Raw genomic sequence first — 25,626 nt, 5'->3', positions numbered from 1 at the left:
CGGCGTCGGAGGGTGCGGGGACGACTGCCCGGCGAAGAGCCTGAGCTCCCTGCGCGGGCGCTGTTCGGGTCAGCGCACGCGCTGCCGCCGGTCGTCGTTCCGCTCGATGCCGCGCCTGCGGCTCAGCTCGCGGACTCGGCGACGGTCCGCGCTGCCTCGACCTGAGCGCGGACGCCTTCCACGGCCGCGAGGATCGAGGGGCCGTCCTGCGTTTCGATCGCATCGTCGAGTGCCGTCTGGGCTGCATCGAGTGCCGCGAGCGAACCGGACCACGCCGTCGCCACGCTCGCGGGGACATCGAGCGACTCGAGCTGCCCCTGGTTGAACGCGAGTTCCGCCGAGTTGCTGAGGAGTCTCCAGAAGCCGTCCTCCGCGACGGTCAGCACGATGTCGTCGAGGTCCTTCTGCATGTCGTCGAGGTGGCTGTTCGCCTGCGCTCGGAAGGCAACCGGATCGGCGACCTCGGGTTGTTCGGAGACGGCGTCCGCAGGCTCCTCCGACGGAGTCTCGACGGGCGCCTCGGCGGGAGCGCTCGCGCTGGGCCGAGCCGCAGGCGCGTCCGACCCGTCGGTGCTCGCAGCGCCGATCGCGGCCCCCGTCGACCCCACGATGACGACACCCGCGGCGATCGCACCGCCGACGAGCCACTTCTTGACCTTGGGGTCGCGGCCCGGTCGGGGCGGCGGAGCCGTCCCCGATGCGGGGAGCGGGGGAGGGCCCGCGGGGAACACAGCAGGCGGGGGCGGTGGCGGTGGCGGGAGAAGCGCAGCGGCGGCAGCCACAGCGGGTTCTGCGTCGGCGGTCGCCTCGGTCCACCGCTGTCCGTCCCAGAACCGGAGCGTGCCGGCATTGCCGGCGTCGGGATACCAGCCTGCGGGCGTGGTCATCGTGCATCCTCTCGTCTCCGCGATCGGCACGCCGCGGAATCTGTCTCACTCGAAGATAGCTGTGGTCTGACCACATGTGCGGGACTCACAGGACCCGTGGGGTGAACGTCGGGCGGCTATTCGGAGAGCGGCGCGGGTGGTCGGCGGAGAAGGGCTTCCGGCGACAGGAAATCTTCCTTTGACTGCGATCGTGGGAGCGGTACCGTGATCGCTATCACGACTTACACGCAGATCCTGGGGCGTGCCGAGGAGCTGCACGCCCTCCGCACGCTCATCGGGGGCGCTCGCAACGGACGGGGCTCCGCGCTGCTCATCCAGGGCGACCCGGGCGTCGGGAAGACCACGCTGCTCGAAGCGGCTCTCGGAGACATCGGCGAGATGCGCGTCGTGCGAGCCTCCGGATACGAGATCGAAAGCGCCCTCGCCTTCGGAGCCCTGCAGCGGCTCGGCCGCCCGCTCGCGCGCTACGTCGACGAAGTGCCGGCGATGCAGCGGGATGCGCTGCGGATCGCGGCGGGGCTGAGCGAAGGGACGCCTCCGCAGCGCGCACTCGTGGGGCTGGGCGTGCTGTCGGTGCTCGCTCGCGCCGGCGACGACATCCCGACGATCTGCGTCATCGACGATGCGCACCACCTCGACGACGAGTCGCTCGAAGTCCTCGGGCTCGTCGCCCGGCGGCTCTCGGCCGAGGCCGTCGCGCTCGTCTTCGCCTCGCGCGACGACCAGGGCGTCGCGCGAGCACTCGCCGGCGTCCCGCGGCTGCGACTCGCCGGCCTCGACCCCGAGTCGGCCGCCGACGTCCTCCGCGAGGCTGTCACGGGCGATCTCGAGCCCGCGATCGTCGCAGACGTCGTCGCGTACACGGGCGGCAACCCCCTCGCCCTGCGCGACCTCGGTGCCGAGCTGTCGGTCCACGACCTCACCGCCGCCGCGGCAGGACCCTCGCCCGTGCCGCTCGGCCACCGCCTCGAGGAGCACTACGCCGCTCGCGCGGCCGAGCTCTCGCGGGAGTCGGGTCTGTGGCTGCTCGTCGCCGCGGCCGAGTCCACGGGCGATGCCTCGGTCGTCCGCTCCGCCGCCGGCGTGCTCGGACTGCCCGACTCGGCGTCGGCCGAAGCGGAGGCGCTCCGGCTCGTCGAGATCCGCGACTCGGTGCGGTTCCGGCATCCCCTGGTCTGCGCCGCCGTCTACAGCAGCGCATCGGACGCGGATCGGCGGACCGTGCACGCGGCCCTCGAGCGCGTGACGTCGGCACGCGGACTGCGGGAGCTCGCGGCCTGGCACGCGTCCGCCGCCTGCGCCGGCACCGACGCCGACGTCGCCGCGGAGCTCGCGAGCATCGCCGACCTCGCGGGAGCGCGCGGCGGTCTCCGCTCACGCGCGCACCTCCTCGCGCGGGCCGCCGAGCTGAGCCCCGATCCGCACGCACGCAGCCTGTGGTTCGTCGTCGCGGCCGAGGCGGCGATCGCAGCCGGGGCCGGAGTACTCTCGCGCCAGCTCCTGGCGCGCGCCGACCGCGAGCTGCTCGACCCGATCGGGCGGGGACGGATGCTCGTGGTCGAAGCGATGTGCACGATGTACCTCGCCGACCCCACGACGATGCGCGATACCGTCGCGGTCCTGATCGCGGCTGCCGACGCGTTCGGCACGGTCTCGGCCGACCTCGAGCAGAAGGCGCTGCTGCTCGCGCTCAACTCCTCGCTCACGGCGGAGACGCGCGCGGCCGGAACGGATCTCGCGCAGCTCGCGACCCGCATGCGCAGCGCTGCTGCGGATGCCGAGAACGTCTACGCCATCGAGCTGCGGGCTGTCGCGTCGCTCGCGCTCGACAGCTATGACATCGCGCTGCCCCGACTGAGTGAGGCCGTCGCGATGCTCGAGGCGCTCGACGACGACACTGTCCTGGACTTCAGCTTCTACATCGTCTCGCCGTGCATCGCGACGTGGGACTGCGAGGCGGCGTCCCGCCTGCTGCAGCGCACGGTCCGCATCGGACGCGAGCGGGGCGCGCTGCGCGAAGTGGACGGGGCGCTATGGGTGCTCAGCGCCGTCGAGCTGTCGCGCGTCAATCCGCGCCTGGCCGGGGAGTACCTCGCGCAGGCTGCGGAGCTGCGTCGCGCGCTCGGGTACGTCGATGAGCAGACCGTCAACGCCGCCTATCTCGCGTGGCAGGGTGCATCGCGCACCACCGTCGAGCAGATCACGCACGCGATGGACGAAGCGGGCTACGGCGGCGTCGCGCGTATGGCGATCGGCGCGCTTGCGATCGCCGAGATCGCGGACGGCGAGTACGCGGCCGCATACGACCGGCTGTGGGATCTCGTCGAACATCCCTACCTGCAGGCGAGCTTCCACCACATCCCCGAACTCGTCGAGGCGGCGGTCCGCAGCGGTCGGACGACCGCGGCGCGCGCGGCGGCGGCACGACTCGACGCCTACGCCGACGCCACGGGGGCGCCGTGGGCGCGCGGGCTCGCGGCGCGCGGCCGGGCTCTGCTCGCCGAACCCGCCGACGCCGAGCGCCTCTACCTCGACTCGATCGAACTCCTCGACACCCCGGGCCACCGCGGCGACGCGGCACGCAGTCGTCTCGTGTACGGCGAATGGCTGCGACGGATGCGGCGACGCAGTGACGCGCGCGTGCAGCTGCAGGCCGCGCGCGATGCGTTCCTCGACGTCGGCGCGACGGCCTTCGCCGAGCGCGCTCGCCGCGAGCTCACGGCGGCGGGGGAGCGCGTCGAGGATCAGGACACGCACGTCGGCGACCTGACGTCGCAGGAGACCGAGGTCGCGCGGCTCGCCGCCGCGGGCTCGACGAACGCCGACATCGCGTCGGTGCTGTTCATCAGCCCCAACACCGTCGACTACCACCTGCGCAAGGTGTTCCGGAAGCTCGGCGTCTCGTCCCGCAAGCAGCTCGCCGAGCACTTCCCGCGCCTGTAGACACCGCTGGCGACACGGTCTGCGGTGCCGTCGCACGACCCTCCCAGGCGCCCGGATGCCGCAGCGCGTGGTGCGCGACATCCACGCGTCCGTGATCACTACGTGCCGCGCGTGATGCGGGAGCGCTCCCAGCGACGCGAGCATGGCGGGGTCGAAGGGACACACCATGCCACACATCACGACGGACGACGGAACGCAGATCTTCTATATCGACTGGGACGGCGGGGGAAGTCCCGTCCTGCTGAGTCACGGATGGCCGCTCAACTCGGACGCCTGGGAGGGCGCGGCGCGCTTCCTCTCGGCTGAGGGGCATCGGGCCGTCGCGCACGACCGCCGCGGTCACGGCCGGTCGACACGCAGCTGGAACGGCAACGAGATGGACACCTACGCCGATGATCTCGCGTGCCTCATCGAGCGGCTGGACCTGACCGACCTCACGCTCGTCGGCCACTCGACGGGAGGCGGCGAGATCGTGCGGTACCTCGCCCGGCACGGTTCGGCGCGCGTCGCGAAGCTCGTGCTCGTCTCGGCCGTGCCGCCGCTCATGGTGCACACCGAAGACAATCCGGGCGGCCTGCCGATCGACGTCTTCGACGGCATCAGGGCGGGCGAGGCGGCGAACCGCTCGCAGCTGTACCGCGACCTCGCCGACGGGCCGTTCTTCGGCAACAACCGCGCCGGCGACGTGCCGCAGGGCACACGCGACGCCTTCTGGCTCCAGGGTCTCGCCTCCGGCACCCGCAACGCCTACGAGTGCATCGCGGCGTTCTCGGCGACCGACTTCCGCGCGGACCTCGCGGGCATCGACGTGCCGACGCTCGTCGTGCACGGCGACGACGACCAGATCGTGCCGTTCGAGATCAGCGGCCGGCTCACGGCCGAGATCGTCCCTGACGCGCAGCTCCTCGTCTACGAAGGCGGCGCGCACGGTCTGCCCGACACGGCTCGCGATCGGCTGCACGCCGACCTGCTCGCCTTCATCGAGTCCTGACGCCCCACCCCGAGCTCGCCGCGCGCCGCGCCGGTGAACCGTCCCCGACCTGCGGGGTCCGCACCACCTGAACGAAAGGAAACACCATGTTCCGAAGCAAGCGCCGACTCGCGCTCGGCGCCGTCGCCGCCACCGCCCTCGCCCTGCTCGTGGGCGCTGCGGCTCTCCCCGCGAGCGCGGACCCCGTCGCCGCCGCCCGCCCCTCCGCGCCGAAGCCGACCGTCGTGCTCGTGCACGGCGCGTTCGCCGACTCGAGCGGCTGGGCCGTCGTCGGGACGGCACTCCAGGCCGAGGGCTACCCCGTCATCGCCTTCTCCAACCCGCTGCGCGGCCTCACGTACGACGCCGAGTACCTGCGGCAGTTCCTCTCGACGCTCTCGGGACCCGTCGTGCTCGTCGGGCACTCCTACGGCGGCGCGCTCATCACGAACGCCGCGACGGGCAACCCCAACGTCAAGTCGCTCGTCTACATCGCCGCGTACGCGCTCGACGAGGGCGAGTCTGTCGCGGCGGCCAACGAGCTCGGTGGCGGCCACTCCACGGTCATCGAGCACCTCGTCGTGCGGCCGTACCCGGGTGCGCCGGAGAACGACGCGGACGCGTACATCGATCCCGCCGTCTTCCCGGAGCTCTTCGCGGGAGATCTGCCTCTCATCGTCGCGAAGAACATGGCGGCGTCGCAGCGGCCTGGATCGTTCGCCTCGCTCCTCACCCCGTCGGGAGTCCCCGCGTGGAAGACGATCCCGAGCTGGTACCTCGTCGCCTCGCAGGACCGGATCATCCCGCCGGAGGCCGAGCGCGCGATGGCGGCGCGCGCGGGCTCGACCGTCGTCGAGATAAAGAGCTCGCACGTTCCGATGCTCAGCCAGCCGGGCAAGGTCATCTCGCTCATCAAGGCGGCCTCGAAGTAGACGCGTATCACGAGGGGCCGGCGGCGCACAGCCGTCGGCCCCTCGCCGTGCGGGAGGCGGGCCGCCCCTGCGCGAAGATGGAGGGGTCGAAGGGACACTCCATGGCAGCAGCACCTCCTCCCTCTCCGGCCGCCTCCGTCGCCCCCCGGACCGTCGGGACCGCCCTCGCGGTGGACGTCGTGCTCGTCGTCGTCTTCGCGGCGATCGGGCGCGCGAGCCACACCGAGGACCTCACGGCCGCCGGCATCTGGCAGACGGGGTGGCCCTTCCTCGTGGGACTCGCGCTCGGCTGGCTGCTCACGCGGGGCTGGCGGGCTCCGCTCGCACCTGTGCGCACGGGACTCGGCCTGTGGGCGCTGACGGTCGTGGGCGGGATGCTGCTGCGCGGCATCTCGGGACAGGGCACGGCCGTCGCATTCATCATCGTCGCGAGCATCGTCCTGCTCGCCTTCCTCGTCGGCTGGCGCGCCATCGCGTCGCTCGTCGTCCGACGTCGGGCCCGCACCGCGGCGGCTGCCCGATGATCGCCCGCGATCTCGCCGACGGGGCGGTCCTGCGCGCCGCGCGACCCGGCGACGAGCCGGGCATCCTCGCGTGCATCCAGGGTCTCGCGGACTACGAGCGCGAGCCGGACGCCGTCGAGAACACGGTCGAGGCGCTCGCCCACACTCTCTTCGGCCCCGAACCCCGCGCCTTCACGCACGTCGTCGAGCGGGAGGGTGAGATCGTCGGCATCGCGATCTGGTTCGTGACCTACTCGACGTGGACGGGCCGGCACGGCATCTGGCTCGAGGACCTCTTCGTCTACGACGGCGAGCGCGGCCGCGGCTACGGCAAGGCGCTCATCGCATCGCTCGCCGCCGTGTGCGTCGAGCGCGGCTACTCGCGCCTCGAGTGGACGGTGCTCGACTGGAACGCCCCCTCGATAGCGTTCTACCGTTCGATCGGGGCGATCCCGATGGACGACTGGACGACGCAGCGACTCGTCGGAGACGACCTCGAGACGCTCGCCCGCGGCTGAGCCCGGCTCGCGCACTTCGTAGGCTTGATGCCGTGGCATCCGTTCTCAACATCTCGGCGTATCTCTTCACGCGCATCGACGACCCCGCTGCGCTGCGCCCCGTCCTGCGCGCGCGTGCCGTCGACGCGGAGCTGAAGGGCACGATCCTGCTCGCCGAGGAGGGCATCAACCTCTTCCTCGCGGGCGACGCCGACGCGGTGCGGGGCTTCGTCGACGCGCTGCGCGCCGAGCCGCGGTTCGCGGATCTCACGACGAAGGAGAGCTGGTCGGCCGATCAGCCCTTCGGCAGGATGCTCGTCAAGGTCAAGCGCGAGATCATCCGCATGGACCACCCCACGATCCGCCCCGAGGCGGGCCGCGCCCCCTCCGTCGCCCCCGTGACGCTGCGCCGCTGGCTCGATCAGGGGCACGACGACGCAGGCCGCGAGGTCGTCATGCTCGACACGCGCAACGCCTTCGAGGTCGACTACGGCACGTTCCACGGAGCGCTCGACTGGCGTCTGGACAGGTTCACCGAGTTTCCGGATGCCGCGACCGCCGGCCGCGCGGACCTCGAGGGCAAGACCGTCGTGAGCTTCTGCACGGGCGGCATCCGGTGCGAGAAGGCCGCGCTCTACCTCGACGAGCTCGGTGTGCCCGCGCTCCAGCTCGAAGGCGGCATCCTCGGATACTTCGAGCACGTCGGCGCCGACCACTGGACGGGGGAGTGCTTCGTCTTCGACGAGCGCGAGGCGCTGACCCCCGAACTTCTTCCGCGCTGACGAGAGAGGGTTCGGCGGCAGGACGGCGTGGGTACGCTGACCCCATGACAACGCTCGTGCTCACCGTCGTCGGAGACGATCGCGCCGGACTCGTCGCCGCGGTCGCCGAGGTGATCGGCGCCCATGGCGGCAACTGGGAGAACAGCCAGCTCGCCGAGCTCGCGGGAGCCTTCGCCGGCATCATCGAGGTCTCGGTCGCGCCCGAGCGCGCCGACGACCTGCGCGCGGCCCTCGGCGGGATCGAGGGTCTCGTGACTGTCGCGATACCGGCCAGGCAGACGGCGACGGAGGCCTCTCCCGCCCATCGCGTGACGTTCGAGGTGCTGGGCAACGACCACCCCGGCATCGTGCGGGAACTCTCCTCGACCCTGAGCCGCCACGGCGTGAGCATCGAGCGCATGACGAGCGAGACGCGGGATGCCGCGATGGCCGGCGGTCGCCTGTTCGACGCGACGATCTCGGCCGCCGTGCCGGCATCCGTCGATCTGGACGCCTTGGTCGGCGAACTCGAGCGGCTCGCCCACGAGCTGCAGGTCGACGTCACGCGTCTGGACTGACGCCGGATCACGGGAGGTGCCGATGTCGAAGGTCATCGGAACGATGTCGATCTCGCTCGACGGGATCGGCGCAGGTGAGAACCAGACGCTGGAGCGTCCGTTCGGCGGCATCCCGCCGGGCATCCTGCATCGCTGGATGTTCGAGACACCGGAGGAGAACCGGTCCGAGATCGATGCGATCGTCGACGCGGGCGCGTTCATCATGGGGCGCAACATGTTCGGGCCCGTGCGGGGCGAGTGGGACGACGACTGGCAGGGCTGGTGGGGTCCGAACCCGCCGTACCACCGACCCGTCTTCGTCCTGACGCATCACGCGCGAGCCTCGATCGAGATGGAGGGAGGCACGACCTTCCACTTCGTCACGGACGGCATCGAGGCGGCGCTCGAGCGCGCGCAGGATGCCGCGGGCGACGAGCCGGTCCACGTCGCGGGCGGCGTGAGCACGATCCGCCAGTACCTCGCCGCGGGGCTGGTGGACGAGCTCATGCTGCAGATCTCGCCCGTCGTGCTGGGCGACGGGCTCCGGCTGTTCGACGGCGTCGGCCAGTGGCCGCTCGAGCTGGTCGCCTCGCGAGGAGCCTCACTCGTGACCCACGTGCGCTATCGCGTGAGCCGGCCTTCGCAGGACGGCTGAGTGCTCACCAGCCGCTCGGGGTCGGGGTGTGCCCGTCACGCGCGTCGTCGGGCATCGCCATCTCGGCGCGCACGCCGAGCAGCCGGATCGCCCGGTCGGGCTCGATCCTCGCGACGAGGCCCATGATCTCGGCCGCGACGGTGTCGCGGTCGAACGTCTCGGAGATCTTGCGTGTGAAGGTCTTCGTGAGGAACGGCGCGTAGCGCACCTTGAGTGCGACACCGATGACGGGCCGCCCCTCGGCGACCACGTCGGCCATCACCTGGGCGATCAGTTCGCGCGCGGCCGTCTCGATCTCGGCGGGGTCTGCGAGGTCGACCTGATACGTCGTCTCGCGGCTGTGCCCGCGTGCGACCCACGGGGTCGCATCGACGACGTTCGAGCCGTCGCCGCGGCCGAGCTGGCGATACCAGGGGCCCATGCGCGGACCGAACTCGGCGGCGAGGGGCTCGAGGTCGGCCGACGCGAGCTCGGCGACTGTCGTCACACCCAGAGCCGCGAGCCGCTTCGAGATCTTGGCGCCGACACCCCACAGCGCCTGCGTCGGTCGCTCGCCCATGACCTCGAGCCAGTTGTCCGCCGTCAGGCGGAACGTGCCCCGAGGCTTGCCGAAGTCGGTCGCGTTCTTCGCCCGCACGAGCGTGTCGCCGATGCCGACGCTGCAGTGCAGGCGCGTCCGCTCGAGCACGGCGGCCTGCAGCGTGCGCGCGTACTCCTCGGGATCGTCGGCGATGATGCCGACGAAGGCCTCGTCCCAGCCGAGCACCTGCACGACGGCCCCCGGCTGTTCGCGCAGCGTGGCCATGACCTCCTCGGAGGCGGCGAGGTAGGTGGGAGCGTCGACCGGCAGGATGACGGCATCCGGAATCTTGCGCGCCGCGATGCGCAGCGGCATGCCCGAGCCGACCCCGAACGCCCGGGCCTCGTACGACGCCGTCGACACGACGGCGCGCTCGGTCGGGTCACCCCGCCCGCCCACGATGACGGGCAGGCCGGCGAGCTCGGGGCGCCGCAGGATCTCGACCGCCGCGATGAACTGGTCGAGGTCGACGTGCAGCACCCAGGGCGTGCTCATGCTCCCAGTGTGGCGGCAGGCGCCGACACCGGCGAGAGGCGCGGCCCGTCGTCGGCCACCGTCGCAACGACGGGATCGGTCAGGATGCCGCGCACGCGCTCGACGTGCGACCTGGTCGCACTGCCGGGGCGTCGCACGAGGTGGAGCGTGTTGATCGGCGGGTCGTCGGTCGGGTGCACGTCGAGGAGCGCACCCCCGTCGAGCGCTGCGCGGCACAGGTAGCTCGGCAGCACCGTGACCCCGGCACCCGCGACTGCCGCGTCGCGCAGGGCGCGCAGGTCGGGCAGGGTCAGGGCGGGGTCCCGCTCGAGCCGGACTCCGAACACGTGCCGCCAGAAACGGCGCAGTATCGGCACGTCGTGCGCGTACGCGAGCAGCGGCAGGCCGGCGAAGGCCTCCGCTCCGGCCGGTGGAGAAGTGGATGCCGCGAGCCCGTGCTGCTCGGCGAAGCCGGGACTTGCGACCAGCACGAACGTCTCGTCCACGAGCGGACCTCCGACGACCGCGCGGCCGCGCGGGCGCTCCGAGGCGATCACGAGGTCGAGTCCGCCGGTGCGCAGCAGTTCGACGAGCGGGCCGGGCAGCCCGGGCACGAGGTGCACGCGCACGCCGTCCGCGACGAGGGGAGCGAGCAGCGGAGCGACGACTTCGGCCAGCAGTTCGGCGGGGCCCCCGACGCGGACGGGCGACTCGAAGGAGGAGGCATCCGGCCCCACTCCCGTGAGCGCGGCGGCGACGGCGTCGAACGGGCCCGCGAGGCGCGCCGCGAGCTCGGCGGCGCGCGCCGTCGGCACGACGCCCCTCGCCGTGCGCTCGAAGAGTCGCTCGCCGAGGAGCCGCTCGAGGTTCTGCAGCTGGGCCGAGACGGCCGGCTGTGTGATGCCCATGGTGCGGGCGGCGGCGGACAGCGTCCCCGTCGCGTGCACCGCGAGGAACGCGCGCCACAGGCCGAGATCGCTCAACCCATCAGAATCGTTATGGCTCACATCGCCAAGATATCGGAACGGCGGGGGAGTGGCATCCGTTCCCTTTGTCGTCGGCGTGATCGCGCCGGCACCACTCACCGTCTCGAGGAGACCCATGTCCACTGTCCTGTTCGTCGTGACCGCCGCTCGCGAGCTGACCCTCGCGGACGGCAGCGCACATGCCACCGGCTTCTGGGCGGAAGAGCTGCTGACCCCCTACGAGCTGCTCACCGCGGCGGGCCACGAGGTCGCTTTCGCGACGCCCGGCGGTGTCGCCCCCGTCGCCGACGCCGGTTCGCTCGAGGGTCAGGAGGCCGCCGGGGAGGCGCTCGCCGCGATCCCCGGTCTCGCCGCGCCCCAGCGCATCGAGGACGTCGACCTCTCGGTCTACGACGCCGTGTTCTACCCGGGCGGGCACGGCCCGATGGCCGACCTCGCGGCGGATCCGGCATCCGGAGCCCTCATCGTCCGCGCGCTCGACGACGGCGTGCTGCTCGCGCTCGTGTGCCACGGCCTCGCGGCACTCCTCGCGGCGACGCGTCGCGATGGCTCGCTCGCCGCTGCCGGACGCACCGTCACGGCCTTCACGGACGCGGAAGAGCTGCAGGGCGGCCTGGGCGAGAACACGCCGTGGCTGCTCGAGTCGGCGCTGCGGACGGGCGGTGTCGTCGTCGAGACGGCCGAGCCGTGGGCGGACTTCGTCGTCGAGGACGGTGCGCTCATCAGCGGCCAGAACCCGCAGTCCGCCGCATCGGTCGCGCAGGCCCTGCTCGCGCGGCTCGGGGCGCCGGTCGCCGTCTAGAGAACCGACGCAGAACAGTGGATGCCGCGACCCGTCGGGCCGCGGCGTCCACTGTTCGTCCTCTTTACGCCGTCGCGTCCGCGCGCCGGGGGAGAACCCATCCCGGACGCACGAAGTGGCACGTGTAGCCGTGCGGGATGCGCACGAGGTAGTCCTGGTGCTCGGGCTCGGCCTCCCAGAAGGGCCCCTCGGGCTCGATGGTCGTGACGGCCTTGGCGGGCCACAGGCCCGACGCGTCCACATCGGCGATCGTGTCGCGCGCGACCCGCTCCTGCTCGGGCGAGAGCGGGAAGATCGCGGAGCGGTAGCTCGTGCCGAGGTCGTTGCCCTGGCGGTTCAGGGTCGACGGGTCGTGGATCTGGAAGAAGAACGCGAGGATGTCGCGGTAGGACGTCTTGGCGGGGTCGAAGACGATCTCGACGGCCTCGGCGTGCCCCGGGTGCTTGCGGTAGGTCGCGTGCGCGTTCTCGCCGCCCGTGTAGCCGACGCGCGTGTCGAGCACGCCGGGCTGGCGGCGGATGAGGTCCTCGACGCCCCAGAAGCAGCCGCCCGCGAGGACGGCGGTCTCGGTGCCGGGGGTGCGGGTGATCTCGCCCTTGTCGAATGGTCCGCTGGTCATGATGCGTTCTCCTGGGTGTCGTTGTCGAAGAGGGGACGGTAGGCGCTGTAGCCCTGCTCGTCGAGCTCGGCGGCGGGGACGAAGCGCAGCGCCGCCGAGTTCATGCAGTATCTCAGGCCGCCGGCCGTGCGTGGGCCGTCATCGAACACGTGGCCCAGGTGGCTGTCGGCGCCCGTGGAGCGCACCTCGGTGCGGGGCATGAACAGCTTCCAGTCGGTCTTGGTGCGGACGGCCTCGGGCTCGATCGGCCGCGTGAAGCTCGGCCACCCGGTTCCGCTGTCGAACTTGTCGGCCGACGAGAACAGGGGCTGCCCCGAGACGACGTCGACGTAGATGCCGTCCTCGTGGTTGTTCCAGTACGCGTTGCGGAACGCCGGCTCGGTGCCGTCCTCCTGCGTGACGCGGTACTGCAGCTCGCTGAGACTGCTCAGAGCGTCTGCGGTCTTGCGGTAGTCGTGTGACACGGATCCTCCTCAGGTGACGCCGCTGGCTGCGCCGTCAGAGAGGAAGAACGCCGGTGTGCGCGGGTTTGGTCCCGCGAAGCTGGGAGCGGGGTGTGAGTTCTGGCGGCCGGACGGGTGCGCCGCCTCATCCATAGGTGTGCCATAGCTCTTCGCTCGTGAGTTCCGAGGCTCGGAGGGTGTCATCGATGCAACGAGAAGGAGAAGCCCATGTTCGACAGTACCGACGCATCGCCCCACCCCGCCCCGCCGGCGCGCACGACCCGAGGATGGCTCCTCGCGACGACGGCGGCGACGCTCACCTGCGCGGTGGCGCTGACCTTCGCCATCCCGACGACGGCGACCGCCGCCGCCCCGCCCGCCGCGGTCTCGACGCTCTCTTCCGCCGGCGCCGCATCCGGCTACGGCTCGAACCCGTACGGCTCTCGCAGCGCGTCGCTCGCGATCGATGCGACAGCCGCGACGGCCGACGAGTCGACGGGCGTCGTGCTCATCGACACGGTGCTGGGCTATGCGCAGGCCGAGGCCGCCGGCACGGGCATGGTGCTCACGAGCGGCGGGCTCGTCCTCACGAACAACCATGTCGTCGCGGGCTCGACGCGGATCCAGGTGACCATCGCCTCGACCGGGGAGACGTACGCGGCCACCGTCGTCGGCACGGACGCGCAGGACGACGTCGCGCTGCTGCAGCTCGAGGGTGCGAGCGACCTCGCCACTGTGACGATCGACCAGGACGCGGAGAGCGTCGGCGACGCCGTGACCGCCGTCGGCAATGCCATGGGCCGGGGCGAGCTGCTCGCCGCGGACGGCCGGATCAGCGAGCTCGAGACGACCGTCACGACGGCGTCCGAGGGCAACGCGGCGGGCGAGACGCTCGACGGAATGATCCAGGTCGCCGCCGACGTCGTCTCGGGCGACTCGGGCGGTGCGCTCCTGGACGCGGAGGGCGAAGTGATCGGCATGACGACGGCCGCGTCGTCCGGCAGGAGCGCGATCTCGGGGTGGGCGATCCCGATCGAGGATGCGCTCGCGATCGCCCAGCAGATCGCCGACGGCGAGGAGGGCGGCGGGGTGACTCTCGGCTACCCCGCCTTCCTGGGCGTGGGACTCGCATCGCAGACGCAGACGTACGGCCGTTACGGCACGTCAGGCGGGGCGCGCAGCAGCGCGGGCGCGCTCATCGCCGGCGTCTACGCGGGAACGCCGGCCGCCGAGGCGGGGCTCACCGGCGGCGACACAGTGACGGCGATCGACGGTGCGGCGGTGACGGATTCCGCGACGCTGAGCGCGCTCATCGCGGGTTACGAGCCGGGCGACACCGTGACGATCACGTGGGTCGATGCCTCGGGTGCGACGCAGTCCGCCGACGTGACGCTCGCGGCCGGCCCTGTCGCCTGAGGTGCCGATCCCTTGCGGAAGACGAGGGTTAACGATATATCGGTATATATCGTTGACGCGTTGAGCGCCTCGAATCCGAGGAGGATGACATGAGCGGTTCGTACACCGGCGGAGGGTTCGGCGGAGGTTTCCCTGGGCGCGGTCCGGGTGGTCTCGGCGGCCAGGGCTCGGGTCTGTGGGACATCATGGAGCAGCTGCGCGGTGCCTTCGAGCAGAAGGTCGGCACGACCGGAACGCGGATGGGCAAGGGCGACGTGCGCGCCGCCGTCCTCGCTCTGCTCGCCGAGCAGCCCATGCACGGCTACCAGATCATCCAGCAGATCGAGGAGCGCAGCGGCGGCTCGTGGAAGCCGAGTGCGGGATCGGTCTATCCGACCCTGCAGCTCCTTGCCGACGAGGGCCTCATCGCGGCCGAGGAGTCGGGCGGCCGCAAGACGTACTCGCTGACCGAGGCGGGACGCGAGGCGGCCGGCGCTGCGGGCGAACGGCCCGCGCCGTGGGAGTCGTCGGGAATGCGGGATGCCGCGCACGCGGCCGCCGCGCTGCCCAAGGCCGGCATGGAGCTCGCGCAGGTCGCGGCGCAGGTCGCGCGGGCGGGGACTCCCGAGCAGGTGAAGCAGGCGGTCGACGTCCTCGACGAGGCACGCCGTAAGCTCTACTCCATCCTCGCTCAGGACTGAATCCGCCCGAATCCGGCGGCCGAGGTCCGAGCTGCCGAAGCTCGACCGAGTGCCCCGGCACGTCGGCGTCAAGGAGATGCGATGGCCGACGTCGGGAACACGCGCGCCCGATACCGACGCATCCTGCGGTTCGCGGCCCGCTACATCATGCAGGTGTGGTGGTTCGAGCTCGTGCTGCCGCGGTTCGGCCTCGCGCGCGTCTCGGCGCGCGGGCGCGCGGCGCGCCTGACGCGGATCGCGCAGCGCTTCCACGTGCTCGCGGTCGACCTCGGCGGCCTCATGATCAAGGTCGGCCAGTTCATGTCGTCGCGCCTCGACGTGCTGCCGCCCGAGATCACGAAAGAGCTCGAGGGGCTCCAGGACGAGGTGCCGCCCGTGCCGTTCGAAGCGATCCGCGGCGCGGCCGAGGTCGAGCTGGGTATGCCGCTCGAGCACGCGTACGCATCGTTCGAGGCCGTGCCGGTGGCAGCGGCATCCCTCGGTCAAGCGCACCGCGCGCAGCTCACCGACGTGACGGCCGCCGACACGGGGCTGCGCGACGTCGTCGTCAAGGTGCAGCGACCCGGGATCGAGCAGATCGTCGACGTCGACCTCAAGGCACTGCGGCGCGTCGCTGGATGGCTCAACCGCGTGCGCGTCGTCTCGGACCACGTCGACCTGCCCGAGCTCGTCGAGGAGTTCGCGCACACGAGCTTCGAGGAGATCGACTATCTCCACGAGGCTGCGAGCGCCGAGCGCTTCGCGGCGAGCTTCGCGGGCGACGAGCGCATCGGCGTGCCCGAGGTCGTGTGGGAGCGCACGACGCGCCGCGTGCTGACCCTCGAGGACGTCACGGCGATCAAGATCAACGACGTCGATGCGCTGCGGGCTGCCGGGATCGACCCGTCAGAGGTCGCCGCCGAGTTCGCTGCCGTCATGTTCGACCAGCTCTTCGGGCACGGGTTCTTCCACGCGGATCCGCACCCCGGGAACATCTTCGTGACGCCCGCGACGGAGGTCACGGCCGCGTCCCGCCCGTGGAAGCTCACGTTCATCGACTTCGGCATGATGGGCGAGGTCCCCGACACACTCCGCAGCGGTCTGCGGCAGCTGCTGCTCGCGGTCGCCGCGCGTGACGGGAAGCGCCTCGTCGACAGCATCCGGGGCGTCGGAATCCTGCTGCCCTCCGCCGACACGGCCGAGCTCGAGCGCGCGATGACGCAGCTCTTCGCGCGCTTCGGCGGGATGGGCTTCGCCGAGCTGCGCGACGTGGATCCGCGCGAGTTCCGCGACTTCGCGCGCGAGTTCGGCGACGTCGTGCGCTCGCTGCCGTTCCAGCTGCCGGAGAACTTCCTCCTGATCGTGCGGGCCATGTCGCTGACGTCGGGCATGTGCAGCGGACTCGACCCGAGCTTTAACGTGTGGGACGCGGTCGAGCCCTACGCCGCGCAGCTGCTGCGCGACGAGCGCGGGAACATCGCGCAGTCCGTCGCGAAGGAGGCGCTGTCGACGGCGGCCCTCGTCGCGCGCCTCCCTGGACGGCTCGACGGCCTCGTGACGCGCGTCGAGGAGGGCAAGGTGTCGGTCGAGACACCGCGCCTCGAGAAGCGGCTCGCGCGCCTCGAGCGCACGGGACGCCGGATCGTCTCGGCGGTGCTCTTCGCGGGCCTCCTGATCGGCGGCATCCTGCTGCGCTCGCAGGACGTCGCCTGGGGGACGGCGCTCATGGTGCTCTCGCTCGCCCCGCTCGCGCACGCGCTCTTCGCGGGCCTCTGGTCGCGCGGGCGCTGAGTCGGCGCGGACCGCTCGGAGGCCGCCGAAACCGCCCTGACGATCGGGGCCGCTCCGCTGGCTATTCGGGCGTTGTGGCGCGCGTCCGGGCCGAGGCCCCGCGAGCGGCCCGGTCACACGCCGCCGCGACCGGGCTGCACGAGCCCGCTCTCGTAGGCGAAGACGACGACCTGCACGCGGTCGCGCAGCGCGAGCTTCGCGAGCGCGCGCGAAAGGTAGGTCTTGACTGTCGTCTCGCCGAGGAAGAGGGATGCCGCGATCTCGGCGTTCGACTGCCCGAGCGCGACCTGGCTCAGCACGTCGCGCTCGCGATCGGTGAGCGAGGCGAGCTGCGCGACGAGCCGCGGGTCGGGTGCCGCCGTGCGGGCGAACGACTCGATGACCCGCACCGTGACGGCGGGGTCGAGCAGGGCGTTGCCCTCGGCGACGCTGCGCACGGCCGCGAGCAGCTGCTCGGGCGGCGCGACCTTCAGCAGGAAGCCGCTCACCCCGGCCCGCAGCGCCTCCGACAGCGAGCGGTCGTCGTCGAAGGTCGTCAGCATGATGACCTTGGCCGTGCCCTCGGCGATGATCTCGCGGGCGGCCGCGAGACCGTCCTGGTGCGGCATCCGGATGTCGAGCAGGACGACGTCGGGACGCGTGCGGCGCACCATCGCGACGGCGTCGACGCCGTCTGCTGCCTCGCCGACGACCGCGAGGTCGCTCTGATGCTCGAGCAGCAGCCGGAGGCCGGCGCGGATCATCGCCTCGTCGTCGGCGAGGGCGATCCGGATCTGACGCTCGCTCACGCGATCTCCTCCACGGGGAATTCCGCGCGCACCCGCCACCCGCCGCGCGCGGTCGGACCCGCCGAGAAGCCGCCGCCCGCGAGCGCGAGGCGCTCGTGCATGCCGACGAGGCCGTGACCGCCGCCGGAGCGGGCGGGTGATGGCGGGGCCGCGGCATCCGTGTTCTCGACTTCCACGACGAGGCTGCGGGGGTCGCGCGCGAGGCGGACGCGTGCCGTGCTGCCGGGCGCGTGCCGGAGGACGTTCGTGAGCGACTCCTGCAGCACGCGGAACGCCGAGACATCCGTCGCACGACTCAGCCCCGCGAAATCGCCCTCCTGCGTGAACGACACGTCGAGACCCGTCGCGCGAGCATCGTCGACGAGCTCGGACGCCCGTGCGAGCGAGGGCGGCGCCGCCTCGGCGGGTTCTGACTCGCGCAGGATGCCGACGGCGCTGCGCAGCTCGGCGACCGACTCCCGGCCGAGTCGCTCGATGCCCTTGAGCATCTCCGCCTCGGACGACCCCGCGGGCAGCGTCGTGCGCAGTGCCCCGATCTGCAGCGTCATGACGCTCACCGAGTGCGCGACCGAGTCGTGCAGGTCACGGGCGATGCGCTGCCGCTCCTCCACGAGGATCGTGCGCTCGCGTGCCTCGCGCTCGGCGTCGAGCGCTTCCGCGAGCCGTTCGGCGCGGGCAGCGCGGTCGCCGGCGCCGCGCGCGAACGCGCCCACCATCCACGACACCCACGCGATCGCCGAGAAGTACAGGTTCTCCCACGCGACGGCCGCGAGGTCGACGGACGACGGGTCGGAGGCGGTTCCGGATGCCGCGCCCGCCATCGCGCCGAGCGCGGCGCCCGCCGTCGCGAGCAGCTGCGCCGCGAGCGGAGCGATCCACGAGACGCGCGGCGGCCGGCGCCACCCCGCCCAGGCGGGGAGCAGGAAGAAGGCGAGCACGCCGGCGCCGGTCGGTCCGTCGAGTCCGAGCGCCGCCGCGAGCGGGAACTGCAGCGCGACGATCGCCGTGCCGAGGATGGGCGCGCGCACGGCGACGAGCGTTCCCAGGATGACGAGCACAAGCACGGCGGCGGGGGCGAGCGGCGCGGTCCGGAACGAGGGGTCCAGGAGGATCTCGACGACCCCGACGAGCGTGAGGCCCGCGGCGCCCACGACGGGCGGGATCCACTCCGCTCTGCGCACGGCGGTCCTCTCGGCCAGGGGGAACGCGCGGGGGCCGCGCGATGGACACCACGCTAGGGGAGCGCGGCGCCGCGTCTGTCGTCCGTACGGATGACATGCCGGGCGATGCGGGTCGTCCTCCCGGCCGGCGGACCGGACCGCGGGAAGGCAGACGCCCACCCCGCCCCGCTGGGAGCGTAGCCCTGCCGCTGATCCGCGGCATCCGCTTCGTGAATCGAGGAGTCCTCATGACCGCCACCGCCGCCCACCCGCTCCCCACGGCGTCACCCGTCGTGCGCCATCGCGCCCACACCGCCCTCGCGGTCGCCGCCGGCATCGCGCTGCTCGCGGGGCCCGCACTGTTCTTCGCGGGACTCGCGACCTCGCCCGTGCAGAACGGCGAGGACAAGGCGAGCTACATCGAGTCGCTCGCCCGTGACCCGGGCCTCACGCAGCTCTCGGCCGTCCTGCTGCACTACGGCAACCTGCTCATGGGCGTCGGCGTCATCGCGTTCGCGTGGCTCGTGCGCGGGACTCGGGGCGCCATCCCCGCCGTCATCGGCGCACTCATCGCATCGGTCGCGCTGCTCGACAACTCCGGCTCGCTCTTCGCGGACTGGATGCACCTCGAACTCGGACGCAACCTGAGCCTCGAGGCGGGCGCGTCGATCTCGGAGGCCGTCTACAGCCACCTCGCGTTCCAGCTCTCGTTCGGGCTCGCTCCGCTCATCGCGGTCGGGCTCATCGTCGCCGCGATCGGGCTCGTGCGCGCCGGCGTCATCGGCTGGTGGGCGATCCCCGCGATCGTCGTCGGCCAGGCGGGCCTGCTGTTCCTGCCCTACGCCGTGCCGATCCTCCCGGCACTGGGCATGACGCCGCTCCTCGCCGTGTTCGTCGCGTGCGGACTGCGCGTCTTCGGTCGCGTCCGCGCGAACGCTGCGGGATGACGGATGCCGCTCCCCGGCGCCGCCGGCCCTCCGGGGTCGGCGGCGCTTGCCGTCCCGCGGCATCCGTCAGCCGTACCGGTAGTGCTCCGCGCTCGAGTTGATCCACGAGGCGAACTGCCGCGCCCGTGCTTCGTCTGCGGGCGGGGGATACGTGACCCACATCTGGCTCGCGCTCTCGATCGCGAGCGCGGTCGCGCGTCGGTCGAGCCGCCCGAATTGCCCCGCCGTCACCCGTCCACGCGTGTCGAACAGCATCTTGCCGCGAGCCGCGCTCGCGAGCGCAGGCCGCCTGCCGATCTCGCCCAGGGTGTCGACGATCGCGACGACGCCTGCGATCGGCTGGCTGAGCTCGCCGAAGTGGATCCACCGCACGTCGACGGTGAGTCCCGCGAAGGACTCCTCGCTGCCGCTGAAGCGCGATTGCGTCGTCCACCGCCGACCGTCCCACCAGCGCATCCGCCCGCGGCCGTCGTCGTACCAGCCCGCGGCGGTCGGCGTCTGCGTCGGCGCGACCGCGTCCGCGCGCAGCTCGACTCCGCCGACACCGAAGTCGGCGTAGTGCTCGGTCCAGCGCGAACCGTCCCACCAGCGCATCGCGCCGGTTCCGTCGTCGTACCACCCGGGCTCCGCCGCGACCATGGAACGAGGGTACCCTCGCGCGTCGACATCGGCCCCGATCCGGCCGGGCCCTGCCGGATCGCACGGTGCGGCATCCGGGACCGCGGACGAGCGAGGCGACGGGGGCCGGAGCATCCCGTCGTCGGTCCGCCGTCATCCGAGCGGCTCGGCGACCTCGACGATGTGGGGGAGCGCCCGGTCGATCGTCTCCATCGTCGCGGTGAGCGAGATGCGGAAGTGATGCGGCTGGTCGAAGAGGCTGCCCGACATCAGGTAGACGCCGCGTGCCGCGAGGGCGTCGCAGAAGGCCTGCGCGTCGCCGCCCGGCGCCCTGCCCCACAGGTAGAATGTGCCCTCGGGTCGCGTCACCTCGATGGCCGCGTCGGTGAGCGCCCCGTACATGCGGTCGCGCTTGCGGCTCAGCTCGACCATGTCGAGCGACACGGTCTCGAGCGCCGGCGCGGCGTATTGCATGATGGCGTCCGGGAATCCCCAGCCGATCGCGAGCCCGACGGGCATGAATGCCGCCCGCAGCTCGGTCCGCTCGTCGGCGGCAAGCAGCGGCGACAGCGCGAGATAGCCGAGACGCTGGCCCGGGGCCAGCATGACCTTCGCGTAGCTGTAATCGATCGCCGTCCACGCGTATGAGCCGGCGGGGCTCGCGAACCCGATGCCGTCGAAGCGGATGCGACGATACGGCTCGTCGGACAGGATCCAGATGCGGTGTCCGTGCTTTCGGGAGGCCTCCTCGAGCACTTCGGCGAGCGCGTCCCACGATGCCTTCGGATAGACGCGCCCGGTCGGGTTCGCCGGGGAATTGACGATCACCACGCGTGTGCGCGACGTGATCGCCCGTGCGATCGCGTCGACATCGAGATCGAAGCTTCCTTCGGCGAGCGCTGCGCGGACGGGAGTCAGATTCGCCGCGTAGAGCATGGGCTCGTAGCAGAACCACCCGGGAACCGGGATCACAACTTCGTCGCCCGCGTCCGTCAGCAGTGAGAACGCCAGCGAGATGGCACCGAAGGCACCCTGCGTCATCGCGATGTCGTCGGGCTCGAAAGGCAGCCCGAGCTCGGCCCGCAGGCCCGTCGCGACGGCCTCCTTCGCGGCACGCTCGCTCGTCTTGTAGGCGAACCAGTCGACGGACTGCGGCTCGATCTGGGCCCGCAGCGCCGCGGTCAGCCCGGGCAGCGCCAGTTCGTGCGGGTCGCCGAACGTGAGATCCAGAGCATCGGGGCGGTCCGTCAGCGCGTGGACTTCGTCGAAGAACCTGGCGACGATGTCGACCGACGCCTTCGCCTGCGTTGCGCGAGCCGAGAGGACCATGGCATCCACCACCTTCGACACCCGTCGTCGGGTGCGACGCGGTCAGCCTTCCAGCCGATGTCGCCGGCGTCAATCGCCTCGGTGCTCGACCGGTCGCCGAGCCCAGCCGACGCGTCGAACCCGGCCCGTCATACGACGGAGCCGCCTCCCCGCGGGGGAGACGGCTCCGTCACGGCGGATCAGTGGATCAGTGGGTCAGTACCAGCCGGTCGACTGCGAGTGGCCCCACGCGCCGCACGGCGTGCCGTAGCGGCCCTGGATGTAGCCGAGGCCCCACATGACCTGCGTCGCCGCGTTGCTCTGCCAGTCGGCGCCCGCGCTGCTCATCTTGCTGCCGGGGAGCGCCTGCGGGATGCCGAAGGCTCCGCTGCCCCGGTTGTAGGCCTGGTAGTTCCAGCCCGACTCCTTGTTCCAGAGCGCGACGAGGCATCCGAACTGATCGTCGCCCCAGCCGCGCGACGGGAACTGCGAGTAGGCGAAGGCCTGTGCACCGGCGGGGCTGTTGTCGCCGTTTCCGTTGCCGGACGGGATCGGAGCTGTGGGGTACGACGTCGAACGTCCGGAGGACGAGGGGCGGGCTGCCGCTGCCGCAGCCGCCTCGGCGGCGGCGCGGGCCTCGGCCTCCTGGCGGGCCTTCTCCTCGGCCTGGCGCTGGGCCTCGGCCGCGACCGCGGCGTCGAGGCTCCCGCGCAGGCTCGCGACCTGCTCGCCGACCGTCGAGACGAGGGCGGTGACGTCGTCCGTGACATCGGGGAGCATGGGCTCGGGGAGCGCGTCGATGCCGAGCTCGAGGCGCGCCGCGGCGTCCTCGAGGTCCGCCGTCTCGACGGTGGTGTCGGCGACGCCGACGTCGAGGCCGGATGCCGCGATGTCGGCCGCGACCGTCTGGGCCGCCGCGACGGCGGTCTCGGCCGCGGTGATCGCCTCGCGGGCCGCGGTCGTGGTCGCATTGGCCTGGGGCTGCGGCTCGATCACGGCCGGGGCGGGCGAGGTCGTGTACGAAGCGAAAGCGAAGGTGGGAGTCGTTCCGCCGGCCTCGGCGAACGAGACGGGCACGGCGCCCGCGAATCCGACGACCGTCAGAACTCCGGCTGCGACGCCTCCGACGACGATTCCGGGGCGGCGGCGAGCGCGACGCTCGGCCGATCTGAGGTTACGGCGGACGGGCGTGGAGGAAGTGCTCGGGTGCATGGAATCGGGTTTCGTGTCGGGTGGTCCGCGCCGGCGAGTCGACGCATCGCGGCCGCTCCTGCGGACACAAAACCCAGATCCTGCCCGTCTTTTCTGGGCGTTATCTGAACGTTACCTGGGTGGCCTCGCTCTGCGCCCCGGTTTTCCGGGGGCTGGGGGCGTCTCGATCCGCCTGTCGGAAGCCCTCTCCGAAGCCCTCTTCGGCAGCCCCCACTACGCGAGCACGTCGTCGACGGGGATGATGCCTTCGGGCTCGGCGGAGGTCGGCATGAGCCCCTCGACGAGTTCCCTTTCGGCGGGCCTCGCTGAAGCGATGAGACGCGATTCTCCGTCCGCTCAGCGGCGGGGAGTGCGGTTCTCGGCGCTCACCATCCACGCGAACTGCTCGAGCGACTCGAGGATCGCGTGCAGGATGTCGGCGCTCGTCGGGTCCTCCTCATCGACGGCGTCGTGCACGTCGCGGCACGTCCCGATGGCCGCCTCCAGCCGCTCGGTCACGAGGTCGATGACATCCGAGGTGTCGATCTCGCCCTGCGGAAGCTCGGGCAGCGTCGTCGTCTCGGCGACGGTGTCGCTGCGGCCGTCCGGCAGTGCGTGCAGCGCGCGCATGCGCTCGGCGATCGTGTCGCTGAACGTGCGCGCAGCCTCGATGATCTCGTCGAGCTGACGGTGCGTGTCGCGGAAGTTCTTTCCGACGACGTTCCAGTGCGCCTGCTTGCCCTGGCTCGCGAGCTCGATGAGGTCGACGAGCACCTTCTGCAGGTTGTCGCTCAGCTCTTCGGAGGCGCGGAAACCGCTTTCGGCGTTCTGGGTGTCGGTGAGCATCGCACCGGACTTGGCCGGACGCCGGCGGTTCTTCGCCGCACCCGTCGGTGCGGCATCCTTCGCGCTCGTGTTCTTGGTCGCGGTGGCAGCCATCGCTTCGCCTTTCGATCGGGGATGCCGCCACGCTATGACCCGCCGCTGAATTCGGTCGGCGGGGTTGTGGCGGGCATCCGCGGGTGCTACCGCGCGGCCTCGCGGTCGGCGGGGCGGCGTAGCCTGAGCGGGTGTCTGTCGACGAGGGGCCGCGCGGTGCGCGGACGCAGCTGCTCGGGCTCGTCGGCGACCACGGCGCCCCGCGTGGCGCCGGCCGGCTGATCGAGGGCATCGACGCGGCCGACGCACGGCCCGCCGCCGTCCTCATTCTCTTCGGCGTGCTCGACGCGCTCCCGAGCCGGCACGGCGCGCACGCCGAGGCCGTCTCGCGCGATCTCGATGTGCTGCTGCTCGCGCGGGCGTCGACGCTCCGCTCGCACCCGGGCCAGGTCGCCTTCCCCGGCGGGCGCGTCGATCCGGGCGACGACGGACCGGTGGCGGCCGCACTGCGCGAAGCGCGCGAGGAGACGGGGCTCGACCCCGCAGGCGTCGAGGTGCTCGGGTCGCTCGAGGAGGTGCCGCTCGTCTACTCGCAGCACCTCGTGACGCCCGTGCTGGCGTGGTGGCGGCATCCGTCCCCCGTCCACGTCGTCGACGTCGCCGAGTCGGCAGCCGTGTTCCGCGCCCCCGTCGCCGACCTGCTCGATCCCGCGCATCGTGGGGTCACGGTGATCCGCCGCGCAGGGCAGGAGTGGCGGGGCCCGGGGTTCGAGGTGCACACGCCCGGCGGCACGCACCTCGTCTGGGGGTTCACGGGGCTGCTGCTGGACGGCCTCTTCGATCGGCTCGGGTGGACCGAGCCGTGGGACGAGAGCCGTGAGATCCCGCTCGGCCCGCCCGAGGGTCGATGACACGGCCTCCGAGCCTTCGTACGCTTGTCGTGTGCACAGGATCTTCACGCTGAGCTTCGCCTCGGTCTACCCCCTCTACGTGACGAAGGTCGAGAAGAAGGGGCGCACCACCGACGAGCTCGACGAGGTCATCGAGTGGCTCACGGGATTCGACGAGGCCGACCTGCATCGCCACCTCGAGGAGCACACGACGTTCGAGGACTTCTTCGCCGACGCCGACCTCAATCCGAACGCATCGCTCATCACGGGGGTCATCTGCGGCATGCGCGTCGAGCAGATCGAGGACCCGCTCATGCAGAAGATCCGCTACCTCGACAAGCTCGTCGACGAGCTCGCGAAGGGTCGCAAGATGGAGAAGATCCTCCGTGCGTGAGGTCTCAGGCGCGACCAGCCCGGGTCCTGCGGGGTGCCTGAGCATCGGCCCAAGAAGAAATCTCTGTTAACAGATCCCCGATTCGGTGGGAGCGCTCCTAATCTGGCGGTGCGTCTGGCACAGCACTCGAGACGCGATCCACTCACAGAGGCCGCGCTGACGCGGCGAGATCGGAGTTCGACATGCCGGAAAGCAATCCCACCATCGTCCTCGTCCACGGCGCCTGGGCGGACGCCTCGAGCTGGAACGCGGTGATCACGCCGCTGCAGGCGGAGGGGCTCACGGTGCTCGCGCCGCCGAACCTCCTCCGCGGCCTCACGGAGGATTCGGCGTACATCGCGTCGTTCCTCGCGCAGCGCACCTCGGGGCCCGTCGTGCTCGTCGGCCACTCGTACGGCGGCGCGGTCATCACGAACGCGGCGCACCAGGCGGGCGACGTGCGGGCACTCGTCTACGTCGACGCGTTCATCCCCGACGAGGGCGAGACCGTCGTCAGCATCCTCGAGGGCTCGGGGTCGGCGCTCGCCGTGGCCGATCCCACGACGGTGCTCGACATCGCGGGCTACCCGGGGGCGCCGGAGGGCGCCGCCGAGGCGTTCCTCAAGCCCGAGACGGTGCACACGGCGTTCGCGCAGGACCTGTCCGAGGCCGAGCGGGACACGATCGTCGCGACGCAGCGGCCCGCCTCGTTCGTCGCCAACGTCACGCCGTCGGGTCCGCCCGCCTGGAAGTCGATCCCGAGCTGGGCCGTGCTCGCGACCGAGGACCGCGTCATCCCGATCGGCACCAAGCGCCGCCTCGCGGAGCGCGCGGGTGCGACCGTCACCGAGGTCGACGCGTCGCACGTGTCGCTCGTCTCGCACCCGCAGGTCACGATCGACGCGATCCGCGCGGCCGTCGCGGCGGTCGCCGCCGAGTCGGTCGCGGCCGGCTGACCCGGCCGCAGGTCGTGTTCCCGACGGGGGACTGAAGACGA

Annotated in this window: 27 protein-coding genes; 16 read left to right on the top strand and 11 right to left on the bottom strand. The window is 71.9% G+C overall.

The genetic code is table 11. From position 1 onward, the window contains the following. Positions 1-122: 122 nt before the first annotated feature. Positions 123-887, bottom strand: a complete 765-nt coding sequence (locus MJ607_RS03010) for a DUF2510 domain-containing protein (RefSeq protein WP_243074056.1) — start codon at positions 885-887, stop codon at positions 123-125. Between the two features lie 204 nt (positions 888-1,091). Here MJ607_RS03010 and MJ607_RS03005 point away from each other — a divergent pair, with 204 nt between their 5' ends. The 8 genes from MJ607_RS03005 to MJ607_RS02970 all read left to right on the top strand — a co-directional run bounded on the left by MJ607_RS03005 (position 1,092) and on the right by MJ607_RS02970 (position 8,705). Beyond that, positions 1,092-3,830 carry a LuxR family transcriptional regulator gene (locus MJ607_RS03005; RefSeq protein ID WP_243074055.1) on the top strand — a complete coding sequence of 913 codons (2,739 nt, stop codon included), beginning with the start codon at positions 1,092-1,094 and terminating at the stop codon, positions 3,828-3,830. Positions 3,831-3,996: 166 nt separating this feature from the next. Further along, positions 3,997-4,821, top strand: coding sequence for an alpha/beta fold hydrolase (locus tag MJ607_RS03000; protein WP_243074054.1), 825 nt, complete (start codon positions 3,997-3,999; stop codon positions 4,819-4,821). 86 nt (positions 4,822-4,907) lie between these two features. Further along, positions 4,908-5,732 carry an alpha/beta fold hydrolase gene (locus MJ607_RS02995; protein WP_243074053.1) on the top strand — a complete coding sequence of 275 codons (825 nt, stop codon included), beginning with the start codon at positions 4,908-4,910 and terminating at the stop codon, positions 5,730-5,732. 101 nt (positions 5,733-5,833) lie between these two features. After that, positions 5,834-6,256 (top strand): DUF3054 domain-containing protein, encoded by a 423-nt coding sequence (locus MJ607_RS02990; protein WP_243074052.1) that lies wholly within the window; start codon positions 5,834-5,836, stop codon positions 6,254-6,256. Further along, the gene (locus MJ607_RS02985; protein ID WP_243074051.1) at positions 6,253-6,753 is read left to right on the top strand and encodes a GNAT family N-acetyltransferase; all 501 of its coding nucleotides are present in this window, start codon (positions 6,253-6,255) and stop codon (positions 6,751-6,753) included. Before MJ607_RS02990 ends, MJ607_RS02985 begins: the two co-directional genes overlap by 4 nt. 32 nt (positions 6,754-6,785) lie before the next feature. Next, positions 6,786-7,514 (top strand): sulfurtransferase, encoded by a 729-nt coding sequence (locus tag MJ607_RS02980; protein ID WP_243074050.1) that lies wholly within the window; start codon positions 6,786-6,788, stop codon positions 7,512-7,514. 44 nt (positions 7,515-7,558) lie between these two features. Continuing rightward, positions 7,559-8,071 (top strand): glycine cleavage system protein R, encoded by a 513-nt coding sequence (locus tag MJ607_RS02975; protein ID WP_243074049.1) that lies wholly within the window; start codon positions 7,559-7,561, stop codon positions 8,069-8,071. 22 nt (positions 8,072-8,093) lie between these two features. Continuing rightward, entirely contained in the window at positions 8,094-8,705 is a 612-nt protein-coding gene (locus MJ607_RS02970; protein WP_243074048.1) for a dihydrofolate reductase family protein, read from the top strand. Between the two features lie 4 nt (positions 8,706-8,709). On the opposite strand, the gene MJ607_RS02965 is transcribed toward MJ607_RS02970, so the two are convergent. Together MJ607_RS02965 and MJ607_RS02960 are read right to left on the bottom strand one after the other, a co-directional pair. Further along, positions 8,710-9,780, bottom strand: a complete 1,071-nt coding sequence (locus tag MJ607_RS02965; protein WP_243074047.1) for a DNA polymerase IV — start codon at positions 9,778-9,780, stop codon at positions 8,710-8,712. Beyond that, on the bottom strand, positions 9,777-10,742 hold the full coding sequence (locus MJ607_RS02960) for a LysR family transcriptional regulator (RefSeq protein WP_243074046.1): 966 nt from the start codon (positions 10,740-10,742) through the stop codon (positions 9,777-9,779). Before MJ607_RS02960 ends, MJ607_RS02965 begins: the two co-directional genes overlap by 4 nt. 118 nt (positions 10,743-10,860) lie before the next feature. On the opposite strand from MJ607_RS02960, the gene MJ607_RS02955 reads away from it, so the two are divergent. Next, positions 10,861-11,547, top strand: a complete 687-nt coding sequence (locus tag MJ607_RS02955; RefSeq protein ID WP_243074045.1) for a type 1 glutamine amidotransferase domain-containing protein — start codon at positions 10,861-10,863, stop codon at positions 11,545-11,547. Between the two features lie 64 nt (positions 11,548-11,611). On the opposite strand, the gene msrA is transcribed toward MJ607_RS02955, so the two are convergent. After that, positions 11,612-12,166 carry a peptide-methionine (S)-S-oxide reductase MsrA gene (msrA, locus tag MJ607_RS02950; protein WP_243074044.1) on the bottom strand — a complete coding sequence of 185 codons (555 nt, stop codon included), beginning with the start codon at positions 12,164-12,166 and terminating at the stop codon, positions 11,612-11,614. Then, positions 12,163-12,630, bottom strand: coding sequence for a peptide-methionine (R)-S-oxide reductase MsrB (msrB, locus tag MJ607_RS02945; RefSeq protein WP_243074043.1), 468 nt, complete (start codon positions 12,628-12,630; stop codon positions 12,163-12,165). The genes msrA and msrB overlap by 4 nt, the downstream gene beginning before the upstream one ends. Before the next feature lie 207 nt (positions 12,631-12,837). Between msrB and MJ607_RS02940 the strand changes: the two genes are divergently transcribed. The 3 genes from MJ607_RS02940 to MJ607_RS02930 all read left to right on the top strand — a co-directional run bounded on the left by MJ607_RS02940 (position 12,838) and on the right by MJ607_RS02930 (position 16,475). Beyond that, entirely contained in the window at positions 12,838-14,025 is a 1,188-nt protein-coding gene (locus MJ607_RS02940) for a S1C family serine protease (protein ID WP_243074042.1), read from the top strand. 89 nt (positions 14,026-14,114) lie between these two features. After that, positions 14,115-14,705 (top strand): PadR family transcriptional regulator, encoded by a 591-nt coding sequence (locus tag MJ607_RS02935; protein ID WP_243074041.1) that lies wholly within the window; start codon positions 14,115-14,117, stop codon positions 14,703-14,705. Between the two features lie 81 nt (positions 14,706-14,786). Then, on the top strand, positions 14,787-16,475 hold the full coding sequence (locus tag MJ607_RS02930) for an AarF/ABC1/UbiB kinase family protein (protein ID WP_243074040.1): 1,689 nt from the start codon (positions 14,787-14,789) through the stop codon (positions 16,473-16,475). Between the two features lie 113 nt (positions 16,476-16,588). On the opposite strand, the gene MJ607_RS02925 is transcribed toward MJ607_RS02930, so the two are convergent. Continuing rightward, on the bottom strand, positions 16,589-17,263 hold the full coding sequence (locus tag MJ607_RS02925) for a response regulator transcription factor (protein WP_243074039.1): 675 nt from the start codon (positions 17,261-17,263) through the stop codon (positions 16,589-16,591). Further along, a complete protein-coding gene (locus MJ607_RS20155; protein ID WP_243074038.1) occupies positions 17,260-18,444 on the bottom strand; it encodes a sensor histidine kinase in 1,185 nt (394 codons plus the stop codon). Before MJ607_RS20155 ends, MJ607_RS02925 begins: the two co-directional genes overlap by 4 nt. Positions 18,445-18,671: 227 nt before the next feature. Between MJ607_RS20155 and MJ607_RS02915 the strand changes: the two genes are divergently transcribed. After that, positions 18,672-19,370 (top strand): hypothetical protein, encoded by a 699-nt coding sequence (locus MJ607_RS02915; protein WP_243074037.1) that lies wholly within the window; start codon positions 18,672-18,674, stop codon positions 19,368-19,370. Positions 19,371-19,436: 66 nt separating this feature from the next. On the opposite strand, the gene MJ607_RS02910 is transcribed toward MJ607_RS02915, so the two are convergent. The 4 genes from MJ607_RS02910 to MJ607_RS02895 all read right to left on the bottom strand — a co-directional run bounded on the left by MJ607_RS02910 (position 19,437) and on the right by MJ607_RS02895 (position 23,426). After that, entirely contained in the window at positions 19,437-20,009 is a 573-nt protein-coding gene (locus MJ607_RS02910) for a DUF2510 domain-containing protein (protein WP_243074036.1), read from the bottom strand. Between the two features lie 132 nt (positions 20,010-20,141). Beyond that, positions 20,142-21,317: an aminotransferase class I/II-fold pyridoxal phosphate-dependent enzyme gene (locus MJ607_RS02905; protein WP_243074035.1), complete on the bottom strand. Its 1,176-nt coding sequence runs from the start codon at positions 21,315-21,317 to the stop codon at positions 20,142-20,144. A gap of 195 nt (positions 21,318-21,512) precedes the next feature. Beyond that, positions 21,513-22,508, bottom strand: coding sequence for a lytic transglycosylase domain-containing protein (locus MJ607_RS02900; RefSeq protein WP_243074034.1), 996 nt, complete (start codon positions 22,506-22,508; stop codon positions 21,513-21,515). 336 nt (positions 22,509-22,844) lie between these two features. Continuing rightward, positions 22,845-23,426, bottom strand: a complete 582-nt coding sequence (locus MJ607_RS02895; RefSeq protein WP_243074033.1) for a Dps family protein — start codon at positions 23,424-23,426, stop codon at positions 22,845-22,847. A gap of 131 nt (positions 23,427-23,557) precedes the next feature. Here MJ607_RS02895 and MJ607_RS02890 point away from each other — a divergent pair, with 131 nt between their 5' ends. From MJ607_RS02890 to MJ607_RS02880, 3 genes are all read left to right on the top strand, one after another. After that, complete coding sequence (locus MJ607_RS02890; protein ID WP_374238018.1) at positions 23,558-24,277, top strand: CoA pyrophosphatase; 720 nt, start codon at positions 23,558-23,560, stop codon at positions 24,275-24,277. Positions 24,278-24,308: 31 nt separating this feature from the next. Next, positions 24,309-24,650, top strand: a complete 342-nt coding sequence (locus MJ607_RS02885) for a DUF2200 domain-containing protein (protein ID WP_243074032.1) — start codon at positions 24,309-24,311, stop codon at positions 24,648-24,650. Between the two features lie 182 nt (positions 24,651-24,832). Continuing rightward, the gene (locus MJ607_RS02880; RefSeq protein ID WP_243074031.1) at positions 24,833-25,585 is read left to right on the top strand and encodes an alpha/beta fold hydrolase; all 753 of its coding nucleotides are present in this window, start codon (positions 24,833-24,835) and stop codon (positions 25,583-25,585) included. The last annotated feature ends 41 nt before the right edge of the window (positions 25,586-25,626 follow it).

This window comes from Microbacterium sp. SS28, from assembly GCF_022761035.1.
Lineage (GTDB): Bacteria > Actinomycetota > Actinomycetes > Actinomycetales > Microbacteriaceae > Microbacterium.
The sequence above is the reverse complement of the archived record's forward strand: the minus strand, read 5'-3'. Positions and strand labels throughout refer to the sequence as shown.